At 69.2% G+C, this 19,398-nt stretch carries 9 protein-coding genes and 1 pseudogene; 5 read left to right on the top strand and 5 right to left on the bottom strand.

Annotation, left to right across the window (positions count from 1 at the left end; genetic code table 11):
- The first annotated feature begins 1 nt into the window (after nt 1).
- Both A4V12_RS10365 and A4V12_RS10360 read left to right on the top strand, forming a co-directional pair.
- Complete coding sequence (locus tag A4V12_RS10365) at nt 2–667, top strand: potassium-transporting ATPase subunit C (RefSeq protein ID WP_064069025.1); 666 nt, start codon at nt 2–4, stop codon at nt 665–667.
- Between the two features lie 195 nt (nt 668–862).
- Nucleotides 863–3,400, top strand: coding sequence for a sensor histidine kinase (locus A4V12_RS10360; protein ID WP_064068966.1), 2,538 nt, complete (start codon nt 863–865; stop codon nt 3,398–3,400).
- Between the two features lie 296 nt (nt 3,401–3,696).
- Here A4V12_RS10360 and A4V12_RS10355 read toward each other — a convergent pair whose 3' ends face one another.
- Genes A4V12_RS10355 through A4V12_RS10345 form a run of 3 tightly spaced genes read right to left on the bottom strand, consistent with a single transcriptional unit; the run spans nt 3,697 to nt 7,365 of the window.
- On the bottom strand, nt 3,697–4,743 hold the full coding sequence (locus A4V12_RS10355; protein ID WP_064068965.1) for an ABC transporter ATP-binding protein: 1,047 nt from the start codon (nt 4,741–4,743) through the stop codon (nt 3,697–3,699).
- 11 nt (nt 4,744–4,754) lie between these two features.
- The gene (locus tag A4V12_RS10350) at nt 4,755–6,296 is read right to left on the bottom strand and encodes an ABC transporter permease (protein ID WP_234372131.1); all 1,542 of its coding nucleotides are present in this window, start codon (nt 6,294–6,296) and stop codon (nt 4,755–4,757) included.
- Nucleotides 6,297–6,345: 49 nt separating this feature from the next.
- On the bottom strand, nt 6,346–7,365 hold the full coding sequence (locus A4V12_RS10345) for an iron ABC transporter substrate-binding protein (protein ID WP_064068963.1): 1,020 nt from the start codon (nt 7,363–7,365) through the stop codon (nt 6,346–6,348).
- A 171-nt stretch (nt 7,366–7,536) separates the two neighbouring features.
- On the opposite strand from A4V12_RS10345, the gene A4V12_RS10340 reads away from it, so the two are divergent.
- From A4V12_RS10340 to A4V12_RS10335, 3 genes and pseudogenes are all read left to right on the top strand, one after another.
- A complete protein-coding gene (locus A4V12_RS10340) occupies nt 7,537–10,149 on the top strand; it encodes an AMP-binding protein (protein ID WP_079136952.1) in 2,613 nt (870 codons plus the stop codon).
- A gap of 683 nt (nt 10,150–10,832) precedes the next feature.
- A pseudogene (locus tag A4V12_RS39910) lies at nt 10,833–10,943 on the top strand (HipA family kinase); the annotation flags it as partial.
- Between the two features lie 472 nt (nt 10,944–11,415).
- On the top strand, nt 11,416–13,668 hold the full coding sequence (locus A4V12_RS10335) for a protein kinase domain-containing protein (RefSeq protein WP_064068962.1): 2,253 nt from the start codon (nt 11,416–11,418) through the stop codon (nt 13,666–13,668).
- Nucleotides 13,669–13,872: 204 nt separating this feature from the next.
- Here the strand turns inward: A4V12_RS10335 and A4V12_RS10330 are convergent, their stop codons facing one another.
- A complete protein-coding gene (locus tag A4V12_RS10330; protein WP_234372130.1) occupies nt 13,873–14,937 on the bottom strand; it encodes a Wadjet anti-phage system protein JetD domain-containing protein in 1,065 nt (354 codons plus the stop codon).
- Nucleotides 14,934–19,391 (bottom strand): hypothetical protein, encoded by a 4,458-nt coding sequence (locus A4V12_RS10325; RefSeq protein ID WP_064068961.1) that lies wholly within the window; start codon nt 19,389–19,391, stop codon nt 14,934–14,936. Before A4V12_RS10325 ends, A4V12_RS10330 begins: the two co-directional genes overlap by 4 nt.
- Nucleotides 19,392–19,398: the final 7 nt, after the last annotated feature.

The raw sequence follows: 19,398 nt of genomic DNA, 5'->3' as shown, positions 1-19,398 counted from the left end.
CATGAACACGTCCGTACGAAGCACCGCACGTCTGATCGGCGCCGGGCTGCGCGCCCTGCTGGTCCTGACCCTGGTCACCGGGGTGCTCTACCCCCTGGCCGTCACCGGCGTCGCCCAAGGGCTGCTCCCCGGCAAGGCCAACGGCTCCGAGATCAGGAGTGAGGGCAGGGTCGTAGGCTCCGAACTCATCGGCCAGCGCTACGACCTGCCGGTGAAGGGGGGCGGGCGGACCCGGGTGCCGGACCTGAGGTGGTTCCAGCCGCGCCCGTCCAACGGCCTGGGCACCAACACCGTCAACACCCAGTACGAGCTGCTTCTCTCCGGAGCCACCAACCGCGCCGGAGACAATGCCGAGCTGCTCCGGTGGGTGAAGGACGCCAAGGCCGCCGCGGTGAAGGACAACAGCACCGCCACCCACAAGGTGAAGCCCGGCGACGTGCCGGCCGACGCCGTCACCTCCTCCGGCTCCGGCCTGGACCCCCACATCTCGCCGGAGTACGCCAGGCTTCAGGCCCCCCGTGTCGCCGAGAAGAACCAGCTCGACGTCGCGCAGGTCGAGAAGCTTGTCGCCGAGCACACCGACGGCCGGATCCTCGGCTTCATCGGTGAGCCCCGCGTCAACGTCCTCAAGCTCAACATCGCACTGAAGGACCTGGCCACGCGCTGATGGCCGTCCTCGTGACGACCGACGACCTCACCGTCGACCGCCACGTGAAGAAGGTCCGCCGCGGGAGGCGCGACGTCCGGCTGACGCCCAGCGCATGGCACCTGCTGAAGATCCTGATCAGCGAGGTGTCCGCGGCCCAGTTGCGCACCGAGCCCGGAACGGGCTACCGCTTCGAGACGCAGGACGGAAGACACCATGGCACGCGGCAAGCTGCGGATCTACCTCGGCGCGGCGCCGGGCGTCGGCAAGACGTACGCGATGCTCTCCGAGGCGCACCGCCGCGTGGAGCGTGGTACGGACTGCGTCGTGGCTTTCGTCGAGCACCACAACCGGCCCCGTACGGAGGTGATGCTGCACGGCCTGGAGCAGGTCCCGCGCCGAGAAGTCGCCTACAGAGGCAGCGTCTTCACCGAGATGGACGTCGACGCCGTCCTGGCCCGCCGGCCCGCCGTCGCCCTCGTGGACGAGATGGCCCACACCAACGTCCCCGGGTCACGCAACGCCAAGCGCTGGCAGGACGTCGAGGTGCTGCTCGCCGCCGGCATCGACGTGATCTCCACCGTCAACATCCAGCACCTGGAGTCCCTGGGCGACGTCGTGGAATCGATCACCGGCGTACGGCAGCGGGAGACGGTCCCCGACGAGGTGGTGCGCCGCGCCGACCAGATCGAGCTGGTCGACATGTCGCCGCAGGCGCTCCGCCGCCGTATGGCGCACGGCAACATCTACAAGCCGGACAAGGTCGACGCGGCCCTCTCCAACTACTTCCGCCCCGGCAACCTCACCGCCCTGCGCGAGCTCGCCCTGCTGTGGACTGCCGACCGGGTCGACGAATACCTCCAGGAGTACCGGACCGAACACCGGGTCTCGAAGATCTGGGGGTCCCGCGAACGCATCGTCGTCGGCCTCACGGGCGGCCCCGAGGGCCGCACCCTCATCCGCCGGGCCGCCCGGCTGGCGGAGAAGGGCGCGGGAGGAGAGGTCCTCGCCGTCTGCATCGCCCGCAGCGACGGCCTGACAGCCGCCTCCCCCAGGGAACTCGCGGTCCAGCGCGCCCTGATCGAAGACTTGGGAGGCACCTTCCACCACGTCATAGGCGACGACGTGCCCACCGCACTGCTCGAATTCGCGCGCGGCGTCAACGCCACCCAGATCGTCCTGGGCGTCAGCCGCCGGCGCTCCTGGCAGTACATCTTCGGGCCGGGCGTCAGCGCCGTCGTCGCCCGCGACTCCGGCCCCGACCTCGACGTCCACATCGTCACCCACGACGAGGCCGCCAAGGGCCGCCGCCTGCCCACCGCCCGTACCGCTCGGATCGGACGCTCCCGCACCATCTGGGGATGGCTGACCGGCCTGGCAGGGCCGGCACTCCTCACCCTCCTGCTCACCCACGTCGACGCCGATCTGGGTCTGGCCAACGACGTGCTGCTGTTCCTGTCCCTCACCGTGGCCTCCGCCATGCTCGGCGGCCTGCTCCCGGCGCTGGCATCGGCTGCCGTCGGCTCCCTGCTGCTGAACTGGTTCTTCACGCCCCCTGTCCGCGAGCTGACCATCGCCGACCCGAAGAACCTGGTCGCCCTCCTGATCTTCGTGGGAGTGGCGATCTCCGTCGCCTCCGTGGTCGATGTCGCCGCTCGCCGGACCCATCAGGCCGCCCGGCTGCGCGCCGAGTCCGAGACGCTGTCCTTCCTGGCGGGCACCATCCTGCGCGGGGAGTCGAGCCTGGACGCCCTGCTGGAACGGGTCCGCGAGACGTTCTCCATGGAGTCGGTCGCGCTGCTGGAGCGGGGGAGCGACGTCGAACCATGGAACCGCGCCGGCAGCGTCGGCCCCCACCCGGTCGCCCGGCCCGACGACGCCGACGTCGACATGCCGGTCGGCGACCGCATGTCCCTCGCGCTGTCCGGGCGAGCCCTGCCCGCCGAGGACCGCCGGGTGCTGGGCGCCTTCGCCGCCCAGGCCGCCGTGGTACTGGACCGGCAGCGGCTGGTCGGTGAGGCCGAGGAGGCGCGCAAGCTGGCCGAGGGCAACAGGATCCGTACGTCGCTGCTGGCGGCCGTCAGCCATGACCTGCGTACGCCCTTGGCCGCCATCAAGGCCGCCGTCACCTCGCTGCGCTCCGACGACGTCCACTGGTCCGAGGAGGACCAGGCGGAGCTGCTGGAAAGCATCGAGGTCGGCACGGACCGCCTCGACCACCTGGTCGGCAACCTCCTCGACATGTCCCGCCTGGAGACGGGCATGGTCACCCCGCTGATCCGCGAGACGGATCTGGACGAAGTGGTGCCGATGGCGCTGGGCGGCGTACCGGAGGGCAGCGCCGAGCTCGACATTCCCGAATCGCTCCCCATGGTCGCCGTCGACCGCGGACTGCTGGAGCGTGCGGTCGCGAACATCGTCGAGAACGCCGTCAAATACAGCCCCGACGGCACACCGGTCCTGGTGTCGGCCAGCACCATCGCCGACCGCGTCGAACTCCGCGTCATCGACCGCGGCCCCGGCATCCCCGACGAGGCCAAGGACCGCGTCTTCGCCCCCTTCCAGCGCTACGGCGATGCCCCGAGCGGCGCCGGAGTCGGTCTCGGCCTCGCAGTGGCCCGCGGCTTCGCCGAGGCCATCGGAGGCACCCTGACCGCCGAGGACACCCCCGGCGGCGGCCTGACCATGGTCCTGACCCTCCGGCCGGCGGCGGATCACCCGGGCCCCGACCTCCCTGGGACCGCCACCACCTGAAGGCCCCGCAAGGGCAGGGACGACTCGCACGGGCAGTCCTCGCCCCGGCGCGGGAAAGGTGCGGCGCACCGTGAGGGCGGCGGGCGACGCGTCGGGAGCGGGCTGACCGATGACCGTTCCACCGGGGTGGGCTGCCGTCCCCGGTCGCAGTACCACCCCTGGCCACCTTCTCGACGGTCGCCGCGTGCTTCGCACCCTGGGAGCTCCGCGCGCCGCGCCGGACCTGCGGGCGGTGATCGTGCAGAGCCTTGCCAGGCGGGCCCCGATCAGACAGGCACTGCCTGGGAAGGTGCTCGTCAGGCGGTGTGCGGGTGGACGGTGGCTTCGCCGGTGAGGCGGATGCCGACCCTGTGGCCGGGTTCCTGGCGGAGCGGGCCGGGCGTGCGGATGTCGACCGCCTGGTCCAGGCCCTCGACGGCCACGGTGATCATGGCGTCGTGCCCGTAGAAGCACACATCGGTCACGACGCCTTCGGCGTCGGCATCATCGGGCTCGGTGAGCCGGAGCTGCTCGGGGCGGAGGAGGACCAGGCCGTCCCGGAGTCCTTCGGGGGCGGTCGCGAGGGCGATGCGCCCGAGGGCGGTGCTGGCCGTGTCCCTGTCGACGGTGCCCGGCACGAGGACGGCGTCGCCGACGAAGGAAGCCAGCCACGGGTCGACGGGCCGGTGGTAGAGGTCTTGCGGGGTGGCGCACTGGGCGACGCGCCCATCGCGGAGCACGGCGACGAGGTCGGCGATGGAGAGGGCCTCCTGCTGGTCGTGGGTGACGAGCAGGCCGGTGGCGCCGCTCTCGCGGAGCACGGCACGCACCTCCGCCCGTACGGCCCCGCGCAGCGCGCTGTCGAGCGCGCTGAACGGTTCGTCGAGCAGCACGAGATGGGGCTGGGGAGCGAGCGCGCGGGCGAGTGCCACACGCTGCTGCTGGCCGCCGGAGAGTTCGTGCGGCATGCGGTCGGCATAACCCGGCAGGCCCACCAGATCCAGCATCTCCGCCACACGGGCACGCTTGCCCGCCCGGTCGAGGTCCCTGAGCCCGAAGGCGATGTTCCGGGCCACGCTCAGATGCGGGAAGAGCGCGCCCTCCTGCGGAACGATGCCGATGCGGCGCCGTTCGGGCGGCAGGTGGACGCCGGGCCCGCCGAGGAGCCGGCCCGCGACGGTCACCGTGCCGGCGTCGGCCTCCAGGAAGCCGGCGATCACCCGTAGCAGGGTGGTCTTGCCGCAGCCCGACGGGCCGAGGACGGCCGCGAGGCCACCCCCGGGGACGGTGAGGTCGAGGCCGTCGAGGACGGGCTTGCCGGGACCGTAGGCCTTGACCACCCCCGTGACCTGAAGGTCGTTCATGTGTACATCACTCATGGTCGGTGCCTTCCGAGGAGGTACGAGGGGACCGCGGCGAGCAGGATCAGCGCGGCCGCGTACGGGGCGGCCGCTGCGAACGATCCGGTGCCGGTCTCCGTCCACAGCCGGGTGGCGAGGGTGTCCATGCCGGTGGGGCGCAGCAGCAGCGTGGCCGGGAGTTCCTTCATGCAGACGACGAAGGTGAGGGCCGCGCCCGCCGCGATGCCGGGAGCGGCGAGCGGCACGGTGACCTCGCGAAGGACGCCGAAGGGGCCGCGGCCCAGCGAGCGGGCCACGTCGTCGAGGACGGGCGGCGCCTGGAGCACGGCGGCGCGGGTGGCGGCCACCGCGACGGGCAGGAAGAGCACCGCGTACGCGCACAGCAGCAGCGGGGTCTCCTGGTAGAGCGGGCGGGCGTAGCGCACGGCGAGGAAGACGAGCGCCAGCGCGACGGTGATGCCGGGCACGGCGTGACCCGCGTACGCGGCCTGTTCGAGGAGGTGGGCGAGCCGGCCGCGGTGGCGGGCGGCGATGACGCCGATCGGCAGCGCGAGCAGGGTGGTGAGCGCGGCTCCCCCGGCGGCGACGCCGAGGGTGGTGAGCGTGGTCCCGGCGAGCGTGGCCGGGTCCCAGGCGGCGGAGGAGCCGACGGCCAGCCAGTAGCCGAGGGTGGCGAGCGGGAAGCCGACGGCCACGGCGACGATCATCCCGCACCAGCCGAGGGCGAGCGGTCGGAGCCGGCCCAGGGTGGCGGGGACGGCCCGCCGGGCGGTTCCCGTGCCCGTGCGGGCATAGTCGGCGCGGCCGCGGGTGCGGGTCTCGGCGGCGACGAGCAGTACGGTCATGAGCACCAGGACGGCACTGAGCGCGGCGGCCGGGGTGCGGTCGAAACTCGCCCGGTAGGAGGTGTAGATGCCGCGGGTGAAGGTGTCGTACCGCATGAGGGAGACGGCTCCGAAGTCGGAGAGCACGTAGAGCGCGACGAGCAGTCCGCCCCCGGCCGCGGCGGGCCGCAGCTGGGGCAGGGTGACGCGCAGGAAGGTGCCGAAGGGGCCGTGGCCGAGGGAGCGTGCCGCCTCTTCGTGACCGGGGTCGGTGCCGCGCAGGGCGGCGGCGACCGGAAGGTACACGTACGGGAAGCTTGCCAGGGTCAGTGCGATCGCCGAGCCCGCGAAGCCGGCGAGGGAGGGCGCGGCGGACAGCCAGGCGAAGGCGGTGACGTAACTGGGCACCGCCAGCGGCAGCGTGACGAGCACCGACCAGGCCCTGGCGCCGGGCAGTGCGGTGCGCACGGTCAGCCAGGCGAGGGAGACGCCGATGAGCAGGCAGGCGGTGACGACCACGGCCGTCAGGCCGAAGCTGCGCAGGAGGAGTTCGCCGGTGCGGGAGTCGGCGACGACGTCCCGGGCGAAGGCCGGACCGCGTTCGAGAGCGCGCACGCCGAGGTATCCGAGCGGGAGCACGGCGAGGGCGGCCGCGAGCACGGCGGGCACGATCAGGATCGAGGACGGCCGGCCGGTGGCACGCGCCCGCCCGGCGGGTGCCTGGGCACTCACCGGGCGGGGGTCGCGACGGGCCGGGGCGGAGCGCTCCGGTGCGGTCACGTCAGACCAGTCCGACGTCCTGGAGCATGGCCAGCGTCTCCTTGAGGGAGGCGAGCTTGCCGAGGTCGATCTTCGGCGGCTGAAGGGTCTCCAGGGCGGGGACGCCCTGGGCCGGCTTCACTCCTGCGGCGAGCGGGTACTCGTGCGTCTCCTCGGCGAAGTAGCTCTGGGAATCGGCGGAGAGCAGGAAGTCGACGGCCTTCTGGGCGTAGCCGGCCTGCTTCTTGTCGGCGCCCTTGAGAATGCCCACGCCCGCGACGTTGACGAGGCCGCCAGGGTCGCCCTTGGGCAGGTAGTGGATCTTCGCCTTGACCTTGTCGGCGCCCTTCTCGGCGACCTGCTCGTACCAGTAGTAGTGGTTGAGCAGCCCGATGGCGACCTCGCCCTTGTCGACGGCCTCCATGACGTTGTTGTTGTTCTCGTACGCCTTGGGCTGCTTGGCCTTGAGGTTCTCGAGCCAGGTGCGGGTGGCCTCGTCGCCCTCCAGGACGCGCATGCCGGTGACGAACGCCTGGAAGGAGGCGTTGGTCGGCGCGAAGCCGATCTTGCCCTTCCATTCCGGCTTCACCAGGTCGTGGACGCTGTTGGGCGGCGTGGGAACCTGCTCGGGGTTGTACGCGAGGACGCGCACGCGGCCGCTGACACCGGTCCAGTCACCGGCGGAGCCGCGGTGTGCGGGGCCGACCTTGTCGAGCGTGGCCTTCGGAAGCGGGGTGAGTCGCTGTTCCGTGGACAGTGCGCCGAGGGCGCCGGCGTCCTGGGAGAGGAAGAGCCCTGCCTCGGTCCTGTCGCCCTCCTCCAGGAGCTGGGCGGACAGTTCGGCGCTGTCGCCGTAGCGGACCTCGACGTTGGCGTCGAGGTGCTTCTCCAGCTTCTCGATGAGCGGCTTCACGAGGTTCTCGTTGCGGCCGGAGTAGATGACGAGGTCGGCCGGTTCGTCGCTGCCACAGGCGGCGAGCGCGGGTGCGAGCAGGGCGGCCGCGGCTATGGCGGTCAAGCTGCGGGCCAGGGGGCGGCGCATACGGGTGGAGCCTTCCTGCCGTCATTCATGAAGAGAACCTGTGAATAAAGTATTGATAAGGTAAAGCTAACCTAAGGTCAAGTCAGGCTTTGATAACGGCGGGGCCACGAATGGGCATCCGGAGGAACCTCCCCCTCTTCTGGTAAGGAACGCCTTACCTACGATGCGCCCGTGACGCTCCTCCCCGCCCCGCCCGTCGGCGGCCACGCCCTCCCGCTCGCCCGCGACCTCGTGCTGCACGGCGACCGCACCGCCCTGGTGACCTCCGACGGCGAACTCTCCTACCGTGAGCTGGCCACGCGGGTCGAGGACATGGCACGGCGCCTCGGCCCGGAGCGGCGACTGGTCCTGCTGCCCGGCGCCAACACCGTCGGCGCGCTCGTCGTCCACCTCGCCGCGCTGTCGGCCGGCCACGCGGTGCTGCTCGTGCCCGGCGACCACCCCGAGGCGGCCGCCGCGCTCACCGCCGCGTACGACCCGGACGTCGTGGTCCACCCGGAGGCCGTCGGGGAGTGGCGCGTCGAGGAACGGCGCCCCGCCTCGGCGCACACCCTCCACCCCGACCTCGCGCTGCTCCTCAGCACCTCCGGCTCCACCGGCTCGCCCAAACTGGTCCGGCTCTCCTACGAGAACCTCCAGGCGAACGCCGAGTCGATCGCCACGTACCTCGCCATCCGCGACACCGACCGTGCCGCGACCACCCTGCCGATGCACTACTGCTACGGCCTGTCGGTGATCCACAGTCATCTGCTGCGCGGTGCCGGGCTCGTCATGACCGGCCTGTCGGTGGCCGACGCCTGCTTCTGGGACCTCTTCCGGACGGCCGGCGCAACCGCGCTCGCCGGCGTCCCGTACACCTTCGACCTGCTCGACCGGATCGGCTTCGCCGAGATGGACCTCCCCCGACTGCGGTACGTCACCCAGGCCGGCGGCCGCCTCGCCCCCGAGCGGGTGCGGCACTACGCCGAACTGGGAGCCCGGCGCGGCTGGGACCTGTTCGTCATGTACGGCCAGACCGAGGCGACCGCCCGCATGGCCTACCTGCCGCCGGCACTCGCCGCCGAACACCCCGGGGCGATCGGAGTCCCCGTCCCGGGCGGCTCCTTCCGGCTGGAACCGGTCGAGGATGCGTCCCATGCCGATGGAGCCGGCGAACTCGTCTACTCCGGCCCGAACGTCATGCTCGGCTACGCCCACACCCCCGACGACCTCGCCCTCGGCCGTACGGTCGACGCCCTGCGCACCGGCGACCTCGCCCGCCGAACCGAGCACGGTCTGTACGAGATCGTCGGGCGGCGCAGCCGCTTCCTGAAGATCGCCGGCCTGCGCATCGACCCCCAGCGGATAGAGGCCGTGCTCGAACGTCACGGCCTGGCAGCCCTGTGCAGCGGCGACGACGAGGGTCTGGCCCTCGCTGTCGTCCGCGCGGCCGGGTGGGACGAGCGACGGATCCGAAGAAGCCTGGTGGACGAGTGCGGCCTGCCCGCCCGCGCCGTACACGTCCACCTGCTGCCCGAACTCCCCAGGCTGCCCACGGGCAAGCCCGACTACCAGGCGGTACGCGCCCTGAACCGCCCGGCCCAGACGGCCCTGCCCTGCGGAGACGGCACCCCGGACGACCTGTGCGCGCTCTACGCCCGGCTCCTGGACCGCCCCGATGTGACGCCGGACAGCTCCTTCGTGTCCCTCGGCGGTGACTCCCTGTCGTACGTCGAGATGTCCCTCCACCTCGAACAGCGACTGGGGAAGCTGCCGCCGAACTGGCACACGACACCGATCGGAGAACTGGAACGCCGCGCGGCACCCCACCGGGACGGCGACCGGACCCGGTGGCGGAGCGTGGAGACCAGCGTCGTCCTGCGTGCGGTGGCCATCGTGTGCGTCGTCGGGTCACACATCCGGCTCTTCGAGATCCGGGGCGGAGCCCATCTCCTGCTCGCCGTCGCCGGGTTCAACTTCGCCCGCTTCCTGCTCTCCTCGCCCGAACGCGGCGAACGGACGCGCCGCACGGCCCGCAGCATCGCGCGGATCGCCGTCCCCACCATGGCCTGGACCGCCTTCGCGCTCCTCATCAGCGACGACTACGACCTGTCCAATCTCCTCCTCGTGCACAACGCGCTGTGGCCCGAGGACATGGGGACCGGGATCCACCTCTGGTTCGTCGAGGCCCTCGTCTACATCCTGCTGGCCCTGACGGTGCTGCTCGCCGTCCCCGCGGTTCACCGCCTGGAGCAACGCTCCCCGTACGGCCTGCCGGTCGCCCTGGCGGGCCTCGGCCTGCTCACCCGCTACGAACTGCTGGGCCTGCCGGCTCGCGCCCATATAACCGACGCCGTCACGGTCTTCTGGCTGTTCGCCCTCGGCTGGGCCGCGGCCCAGTCCCGCACCGCGCCACAGAGGCTGCTGGTGACGATCGCCGCTCTGGCCGCCGTCCCGGGCTTCTTCCCCGGCGAGCCGCGCAGGGAACTGTTCGTCATGGCGGGCTTCTGCCTGCTCGTATGGTTCCCGACCCTGCCGAGCGTCCACCGGGTCAACCAGGCGGCCGGCCTGCTCGCCGGCAGCTCACTCGCCATTTATCTGACGCACTGGCAGGTCTACCCCGTGTTCGACGGCCTGTCGAAGCACCTCGCGCTCGTGGTCTCCCTCGCGTTCGGCATCGGCTACGCCTCGGCCGTCCGCCGACTTGTTCAGCAGGTCACCGCCCTGCGCGCGAATCGCGGCGCCGACTCACTCCGGCGGGGCGCTGAGGGCGGCGGTCGCTGTCGCGCCGGCCGCGAACCCTGACGCCACGGAAGAGGACGACCTCCTTGGCGCGCTGAAAACGCAGCCATTGAGGTCGACGCCTTGATGATGGGCCTCGTCCAGCGTGTCAACGCAGGGCCATGTGGCGGTGGTCGGTGCGGTGCCCGACCCGGATGCGGTGCAGGCCCACGTGCCCGAAGCCGAACGTTCCCCGTCCTACTTGCGCCGCCCCCTTCCCATGGAGGGCAGTAGGCCCCCTGGGCGCCGAGACGCCATTCTGTCCGGAAGGCCGGTTCCTTGCTGCCCTCCGGACGTTCGCCCCCCTGGCGTGCCAGTCGGTACGGCCTGGTTCCCGCGACGCCGGCGGCATCGGTCCTCGCGGCTGTGCCGGAGTCGCCAACACCGTCGTCCCCGCCCGCTCCGGGGGTGGCGGAGGTGCTTCTGAGCTTCCGCCCGACACCGTTGCCACGAGGCCCTCGGCACCGCCACGGGGCTCCGACGCTCCTCGCCGGTGATCACCCTCGGTTACTATGTTCACTTCATGCCGGAAGCCGGCGACATGGGGCTCGGCACCATCGACGGTCTGCTGGGGGAGCGGGGAGGCCGGCCCGCCGGCCGGAGCTCCCCGGATCCTCCCCGGCGCCGTTGACCGGTGATGCCCGCCCTCCACGCCCCGGAGAAGTCGTCCGCGAGTTGCAAGGCTGAAGAGATGGGTGGCCTGGGAAGTGTTGGAAGAGGTCGTAGCGACCCGCTATGTCACGCCTCTGCGTGAGGGCGGCTCGCTCCCGGGGATCGTCGAGGCCGACGATCTCGGGACGTACGTCATGAAGTTGTCTACCTGGTGGCGCTGACCAGCGTCGATGCGGCTGTGCCCGCCCCTGACCTGCGCGGATAGATCTTTCAGCGTCTTTCGGGATCGTGCTGCGTTACGCGGCCGATTCTCCCCACGCGCTCCCCAGGACCGTCGATACTCCCCAAATTCTCCCCAGGAAGTGCCCTTGGCAGCACCTCCGGTGGCATGTGACGCCATGCCACCGAAGGTGCCGCCCAGGGCACGTAGATAGAGGGTCATAGCGCCACTGCCTGCTGGCCCCCGAGCGGGAGACCGTAGCTCATCCAGGGCCGGAGGGAAGCCGCAGTCCACCGCCGCCTCGCCGACTGAAACGACGTCTAAGCTGGCTGTCCCTCCGCGTTGAGTGGAGGAGTTGTTGCAGGGGAGGACGCCAGCTGGCCGCGCCGGTGCTGCTAGGCACTGCTGCCGTGGACGCAGGCCGTGTCCGGCTGTGTGCGTGAGAGGGGCGACGGAACATGGATCGTGGACAGGAGCAGCTCGGGGAGCGCGTCTTGGCGCAGGCTGCAGCGATCTTCTCTGCTCGCTCTGATGTTGGTGCGACGGAGTTGCTCCGCGCGGTGGAGAGGCTGGATTTCGAGCAGACGGAGGACGGGTATAGGACGTCCACTAACTGGCACGACTACTACTGGGCGGCGGTCTTCTACATCGACGTCGTGGACGTCCCCAGCTTTGACGACGAGGTACTAGACCACCTACTGCCGACGGTCGCCGAAGTAGCCGGTCAAAACGGTCGCCCAGACGTCGACCGGATTCTGATCAAGCCGGCACTCCGCGATCCAGACGTGAACTGGCGGCAGGCGCTGGAGGCGGGGCAGTCGCCAACACTCCTCCGACCGGACGATGTGCGCACTGGTGAGGGCAAACGGGCTCGCATCACCGAAGTCACCCGCATGCGGCTTTTCGACACCCTTCGTCTGCAGAACGTCGACTGGTCCGGCAGGGTGGAAGAGCCAGACTTCCTCAAGCGAATCTTCGATCTGGATGCGTTCGCAAGCTACGATCCTCGCTTCACAACCGCCGAAGGGGACATCTACCAGCACCGCGTCAACAACTATGACTGGGAGGACGACTGGGTCTTCACTGATGATCGGTTCGGATTGAATCGCGGCCCGGACGCGGTCATCCTCCGTTTCCTCGCCGAAATGCTCCACCCTGTCGTGCGCACTGACGCAGAAGAGTTGCGCCAGTTGCTGGAAATCTTTAACACCCTGCTAGCCCGCGACGGTTATGCACTCGTACCCGTCGACTCCATCAGCGGCTACACCATCTACGGCGGGCGCCGCGTTCCAGTTCAGGCCCGACCCGTGATCTCAGGCTCTTCCCCGCTGGCGTCCCACCGTGCATCTGCGGCCAAGGACGGTGCCGTAAACCTGTACGACCTGGTGCGCGCTCAAGCCCGCGGCGACCGGAAGGACTACCGTCTCGATCGACTCCCCATGGAGGAGGGTGGACAGGCCCAAGTCTTCCGGGCCGTTCACAAGCCGACCGAGGCCGAGGTCGCTTTCAAGCGCCGCAGTTCGCAACGGGACACGCCGACCGCGCGGATGAAACGAGAGATCGAGATCTCTCAATTGCTTGGCCGACACCCCCACTACATGCCCATCCTTGACTCCAACCCGGATGACGGGTGGCTCGTCATGCCTATGGCACAGGCGACCGCGGAGGACAGACACGACGACCTCAAGGCCCCATCACAGCTGCGCGTCCTGGTCGAGGCGCTGATGGACGTGCTGGAACTCGCTCACGCGCACGACTGGCTTCACCGCGACGTCAAACCGTCCAACATCCTTCTACTGGACAGCCGATGGACCCTTGGGGACTGGGGAATCGTCCGCCGGCCGAGAGGCCAGACCACCAAGGTCGGGCGGACTCGTTTCGAGATCGGGACGGAGGGCTTCGCGGCACCTGAACTCTTCATTGACGCACATGAAGCCACGCCGGCCGCCGACATCTACGGCATCGGACGCGTCATCGCATGGGCGCTGACAGGCAAGTATCCGCAGATGAATGTGCCGCTCCTGCCTGCCCCAGGCCCGTGGAGGAACGTCACCCGCATTGCTACCCATCCCGATCCTGAACAGCGGTCGCAGAGCATCAAGGACCTCCGTGACCTGATCAACCGCGAACTCACTGAACCAGCGGAACCTCCGACCGAACAAGCGAAGCGGCTATGGGAGCGGACGCGTGCCGGTGATCCGGCAGCCGTGGCTTCCCTGCTCGAACTGATCGCAGACCATCCTGAAAACTACGAGCTGTACGTACGTGCCTTGACGGGTCTTCCTGCCGAAGAGGTGGGGCCCTGGCTGTCCCGTAACCCTCAGGGGAGCGAACGCGTCTTCAAGGCTCTGGCCAACCACGCCGGTGGCCGAGGAACAGGGCGTGTCCAGTTCGCCGAGGCTGCCCGCGCCGCTGTTTGGCTTCACACCATTGCGAACTTCGCCGCAGCCAAGGAGGACTGGGACCTCCTCGACGAGTCCACCCGTACGATGTGCACCTGGGACGCTGCGTGGGACCAATGGAGTGCCCAGGACCGGATCGCGCCCTGGCTCCGCTCTTTGTCGGGCCAGGCAGCGCAACTTGTAGCCGCAGTGCTGCGTGATCACCCTCGTTCTGCGCGGCACTTCTCCGGCTTGGTGCAGGACAGAATTGTCGATCTTCGGATTCGCGAGGCCATTCGTGCGGCCGTCGGGCCCCGCCCGACTTACTGATCGTTTCAGAATGAGTTCGGTGCAGGGGCTTGCCGGTGGAGCTTGGTGGCGGCGTAGTGTTGCGGGGCGGATGATCTTGTGCCTGATGGCCTGTGGGAATGCATCGTTCCCGCTGCTGCCGCCTCGCCCGCCGAGGCGTCACCCGTGCCCCGGACGCCTGCCGGCGGACGACTGCCTGGAGATAGTCGCGGTCTCCCGATGAACTCAAGGGCACCACGTGGCGTCGCCGGCCAGCTGGTTACGGTTGGTGGCTTCCTGTGCAATACGGCGGCCCGACAGCAGTACCTCATGAGTCCTCTGTCGCAGTCTGGGCGGCAGCCAGGCCGTAAGCGTGTGGGCGCGCTCATCGGAAACTATCTGACCCGGGGCGGAGGCGTGGCTCAGGAGAAGGTCGTACAACGCGGAGGCGGGTTCGACCGGGGGCAGCCCGCACTGGGTGGCTGTTACTGAGGCGCGGGCGGGAATCGACAGCCCTTCAGCATCTAGGTCGCCGTAGTAGACGATTCGTTGGATTCCATGGATCTCTTTGACCGTTTCGATGGAGGCTTCGAAGGCTCGTCCGGAGCCGAAGGCCACGGCTCTGGTGCGCCCGGGATTCGGGGTGAGCAGGTCTCGGAGTGTGGCGTAAGTGTCGCTGTTCTCGGCGATCAGGAGGGTGTCTCCGTCGCCGAGCAGTCGGTAGGCGAGGGGCGGTGGCTCGCGAAAGGTGCCGAGCTGTTCCAGGGTAAGGCGGCCGGGGGCGAAGAGCGCACCGGATAGGAGACCATCGAGGCGCTTTTCGTCCTGAAAGATCTCGTACGAGCGCTCGCGCAGGGGGATCGGTACGCGAAGTTCAGGACGATTGCTGGTGTCGCGGAACCATCGGTTGATGAGGCCCAGGTCTTCGTGGTGGGCGGAGGTGAGGTACGCCGTGTGAGACCAGTCGAGTTCAGGGCGGTAGGAGCGCCGTGTGGCGACAGAAGCGGGCCTGCGGGGGGCGACTGCGGGCAACCGGATTTGTTCGGGCAGGGCGGGACGGCCTGCGTCCCATTTGTGTCTCTGGCCGTGCGGGAGTCGCAGGGTGCCGGCCTCGGAGAGTTCTTCGAGCAGGGTGGCCAGTGCGGTGCGGGAGTCCTCACCACGGGCGGTGCCGGGGAGGGCCGCAGTGAAGGCTTCCATCACCATGGCGCGCGGCACGGTGGCCTTCTCGGCGCGAGCGTGCAGTGCGGCACTGAGGCGGGCGGCGCCTGGTGAGATACGAGGAAGCTGCTCGGGGGTGGGCGCCGTCATCGGTTCGTATCCCCCTTGGTGAACAGGCGTGCGGAGCTGAGGTATCCGTTTGCTTCGGGCCCGTGGGTGTCCGGGGCGGTCCGAGGGGTGGGGATGAGGGCGTTGCGGACGTGGTCGTCGAGGCGGATGCGGGAGAGGCCGGTGCGGGCTTCGGCGTCGTTGCGCAGCTGGATGGTGGCGGGGAATCGGGCCGTGACGGCTTCGTCGCTCAGACCGGTGGTGTAAATGAGCTGGATGCCGAGGGCTGCCGCCATCTGGGTCTGGATGTCGACGAGGTACGGGGCGTTGGCGCGGCCGATGGGATTGTCCAGGAGGAGCAGTCCGCCGTGGCGGGTGCGGCTGCGAGGGCCGGGGGAGGTGCGCAGCGCGGCGAGGGTGCAGTAGAGCAGGATGGCGCCAGTCAGTTCCTGGCCACCGGAGAAGATCTTGCCCATTTTCTCGACGGGCACGCGTTCGATTCGTTGGGTGGCGTTGGGTTTCATGACCTCGGCGGTGAAGCGGGGAACGGCTGCGTGCAGGCAGCGCATGACTACCTCGGTGCCTTTGAGTTTGCGGGTGCGTGGGTTGGCGGCGAGGTTGTCGATGGTTTCGCGCATATGGGCGGTGAGCACGGAGGGCTCGGGCTTCCTGTAGCGGATGGTGAGGAAGCGCTGCCCTGCCCAGGGCGTGGGACCGTCGGGGAAGAGGGAGAACCGGCTTGCTTGGTCCACTTGCTGGAGAAGTTCGGTGACGAAGCCGCTGAGCTGGGACACAAGGGCCTCACGCGCCTTGCTCATACCTTCGAGCTGGGTCGTCAGGGCTGCGGCAGCGCCGTGCAGCGCCGTAGTCCACTCTCGGGCGGCCGCGGGGATGTGCCGCCGGTCAAGAGCCGAGATCTGGTTGCGCAAAGGGATGTCGAGTTGCTCGAAGCGGACGTCGCCGGCCTGGTCCTTGAGCAAGGACACGCTGTCTTCGACGCGTCGCTCCGTGCTGGTGAGCTTGCGCTGGGCGTCTTCGTAGCGGGCTGTGGCTTGCCGTACGGCGGGTTCGACCGCATCGGCGGTGCCTTCGTAGGGGTCCGCTGCCGGTTGAACGCCGAGCTGCTCGATCGTGGTCTCCAGGCGCGCCAGGACATGACCGAAGGCGTCCAGTTCGCGAGTGTGCTGGGTCTGCTGCCTACGAGCGGCGTTGTACTCCTCGCCGGCGCCGCGTTCGGCCCTCTGCGCCTCCGCCTGGGCGTGTTCGGCGCGGGCGGTCAGGTCGTAAGCCTCTTCGAGAGAGTGTGGGGTCCACTCGGCGACGTCTTGAGCGCTGATGTCTTCTGCTGTGGTGGCGAGCGTGCGGTGTCGTTCCTTGAGACGGCTCTCCTTGTCCCGAAGGCGCCGTAGCTGGTCGTGGAGACTGTCGATCTGCTGGCCTAGATCGCGTTGCACGGCGTCGCGCTGGACGTCATCTGCCGCGGCGGGAGAACGGCTGTACTCCTGGGCGAAGGGCTTGACCCGGTCGGGGACCTGCGCCCATTCGTCCTGGCAGGCGCGCAACGCGTCTTCTGCTTGCTTGGCACGCTGACGCTGGTCTTCTCCGATGTCCACACTGCGTAGGTCCTCGACTGCCTGCTCGTAGCGGTGCTGGAGGACGGTGAGCGCTTCGCCGGGAGCTCCCTTGGCGTGCTGATCTTGCTCGGCCTCGGGCGTGGCGGTTACCTTCTTTCGCGCCTGGGCATGGCTCTGGGCCTGCTGGACGGCGGCTTCCACCGCCTGGGTCATGCGTGCGATGTCACTGTGGGCGGTCTCCTCTTTCTCGCCCAGCTCCTCGAGTTCCCGCTGACGCTGCTGAGCTTCTTCCTCGAGCGCGGTGATCCGGTCGCGTGCCTGGCTGGCTTTCGCCTCGCCTTCCGCGAGGTGGCGCATCGCTTGCGCGGCCTCGGCGGCTTCGCGGTGAGCCGTTTCCTGTTGTGTGTAGACCTCCTCGGCAGCGGTGACGGCATCGTCATGCTGTGCGGCGCTGGCGCGCGCGACCTCAAGGCCGGCCTGGGATGCCTGCGCTGCCGTTCGGAGCTCCTGGAGCTGTCCGAGCCGGACCTCTACGCTCACGGGGCCGATCTCGTCCAGCCAGTACGTGATCTTGTTGCCCAGGTCGCGGGTGACACCGATGCGTTCACCGAGCTCATCCAGTGCCTGCGCGGAGGCCGCCAGGCGTGCTTCAACCTCGGCTCGTTCGAGTGCCGCAGCCTGTTCGTCATGCAGGGCCGGGGTCGGCTCGGGCACCATCCGGCCGCCTGTGTCGGGTACCGGCGTCAGCATCCGTTCCCCGGTTCCTACCGCGACGGCCGCCGTGGGCAGGGGACGGGTGTGCTCCAAATGACGCTGCGCCTGATCCAGCGCTGCGGGGCCGCCGCCTACGATGATGCCGCCGACCAGGTCCGGCTGGTCGTTGATGAGGCGCTGGTGATCGTCCGGCGGGACGTTGTCGCGCAGCCACTGCCAGCCGGGGACGGCGTCGATGCCCTGGGCACAGAGGTCGGCACACAGGGTGCGGACCTCCTTGGTGGCGGGCAGGAGGCCGTCGCTGGTGTCCAGGGCGGCGAGGAGTTCTTCATCCGCGCTGTGCTGGAGCTGTGTCCGCCTGAGCGCACCGTCCAGAGCGGTGATCTTCCGCTCGATCAAGCTCTGCAGGGCAGCGCAGTGGTCGGCGAGCCAGGTCAGGGCATCGCCGTCTCGCAGGTCTTCGAGGCCGATCTGAAGTAGTTCTGGAGTCACGGGGTGGCGGCGCACGGACTCGGCGCGGACGCGTAGCCGGTCGGTCTCCTCTTCGGCCGCGTCTGCTGCGCGGCGGTCATCGAGAGCCCGCTCCTGCAGTGCAGGCAGCTGCTGATATGCCTGTGTCCGGCGGCTGCGGGCCTCATCCTGTGCCTTCTTGACCTCTACACGGAGCTGGCCGTGGTGATCAGCTTCGCCGTCCATCCGGGAGGCGGCGTCCGCGGCGCTTTCGCCGGGGTGCACCTGTCCTTCTTCCCGTGCCGTGCGCAGCTGCTCTTCGAAGTCCTGCACCTGACGGCGCAACTGACGCTGCTCTCCCTCAGCCGTACCGGCTTCCCTGTGGAGCGAGTCGCTTCGCTCGCGCCACTGCTGGATCTTGCTGCGAGACTCGGAGATCTCCCTCTCCAGATCGCCGGCCACGGCGCGTGCCTGCGTTTCAGCCGCCGCATAGCCAGCCCGCAGGGCCGCCGCGGCGATATCACACGCCTGCACATATGGGGCGGCTGTCTCCTCGGCTTCGGAGAGGGCCCGCTGCATATGGCCGTGGCGCTCCTGGGCAGCCGCGTGACGCACAGCGACCGGGACACTGCGCCAGCCCGCAAGGCGGTCTTCCAGCCGCTGCATCGTCGCGGCTACTCGCTTCTGTTCCTCGGCTGATTCGCCCAGCTCGATACCGCAGGCAGCCCAACGCACATGCGCCATACGTGCATTGGTGACGTCCAGTTCCTGCTTGGCTGCTTCATGTGCCTGGTGCGCAGCATTAACCGTACCTGTGGTGGTCTGCGCCGCGGCGGTGAGGATCTGATGCCGACGCATCAGCCCTGCGGCAAGTGCGACGAGGTCGACCTTGGCCTGCCCAGCCTCGCGCTGCTGGTTGGTGTGCTCGTGGTACCGCTCGGCCACACGGGCGCAGATCTCCTCCATGGCCAGCGCGAACTCCCGCTCCTTGATCAGTTTCTCGCGCTGGTCGTGGGCGCCGGCATAGGTCTCGAAGGTACTGCCGAGGCTGGTGTACTTGTCGTCGTCGTTCGCTTTCTCCAGCAGCCACTGGACGAACGCTGCCGCACTGGAGGTGGTGAAGGCCTCGGCCGCCCCGCTCTCGGTGGCGTTCATCTTGCGCTGGACATCGAAGAGGTCAGGTTCGAGACCCAGACCGGCCTGATGTTTCTCCCACTTCTCCTGCCCGTCCACGATCTGCAGTTCCAACGCCTCGACGGCGGCCTGTAGTTCGCTCAGCTCGTTGCAGTAATGGTCGAATGGCAGCCAGTGACCATCACGGTGGAAAGGGAGATCGTCCGCGGCCAGGGCGGCACCTGGGTGGAAGCTGTAGAAGCGGCGCTTGAGCTTGCCATCGCCCTCGGGCGCGAGGATCTGCGCGGTGACCAAGAGCCTGCCAGTCCGGGCATCAGCCCACTCCAGGACGATATGGGAGGGCTGAGCCGGAGAAACGACGAAGCTCCGCAGCTCCTCCGGGTCATGGTGACGCAGCGGGATCGTGGTGCAGGTGATGCCAGTCAGCAGCACACCCTTGCCGCCGCCGTTCTGGAGCATGACCAGACTGGCCGGCGAGGGCCGCTGCGTGACGTGTCCGGGCGTTGGCATCAGGGATGCTGTCTCAACCAGGGGGCCCACGCCAGAGAAGTCCAGGTTCACGTCTTCGTAGCGGGCATCGAGCGGCCCGAAGTTGCGCAGCAGGATGCGGTTCAACTCGTACATGGAGAGG

It is taken from the genome of Streptomyces noursei, assembly GCF_001646665.1.
Lineage (GTDB): Bacteria > Actinomycetota > Actinomycetes > Streptomycetales > Streptomycetaceae > Streptomyces > Streptomyces lavendulocolor.
Note: the sequence above shows the minus strand (reverse complement) of the source record. Positions and strands in the feature narration are given on the sequence as shown.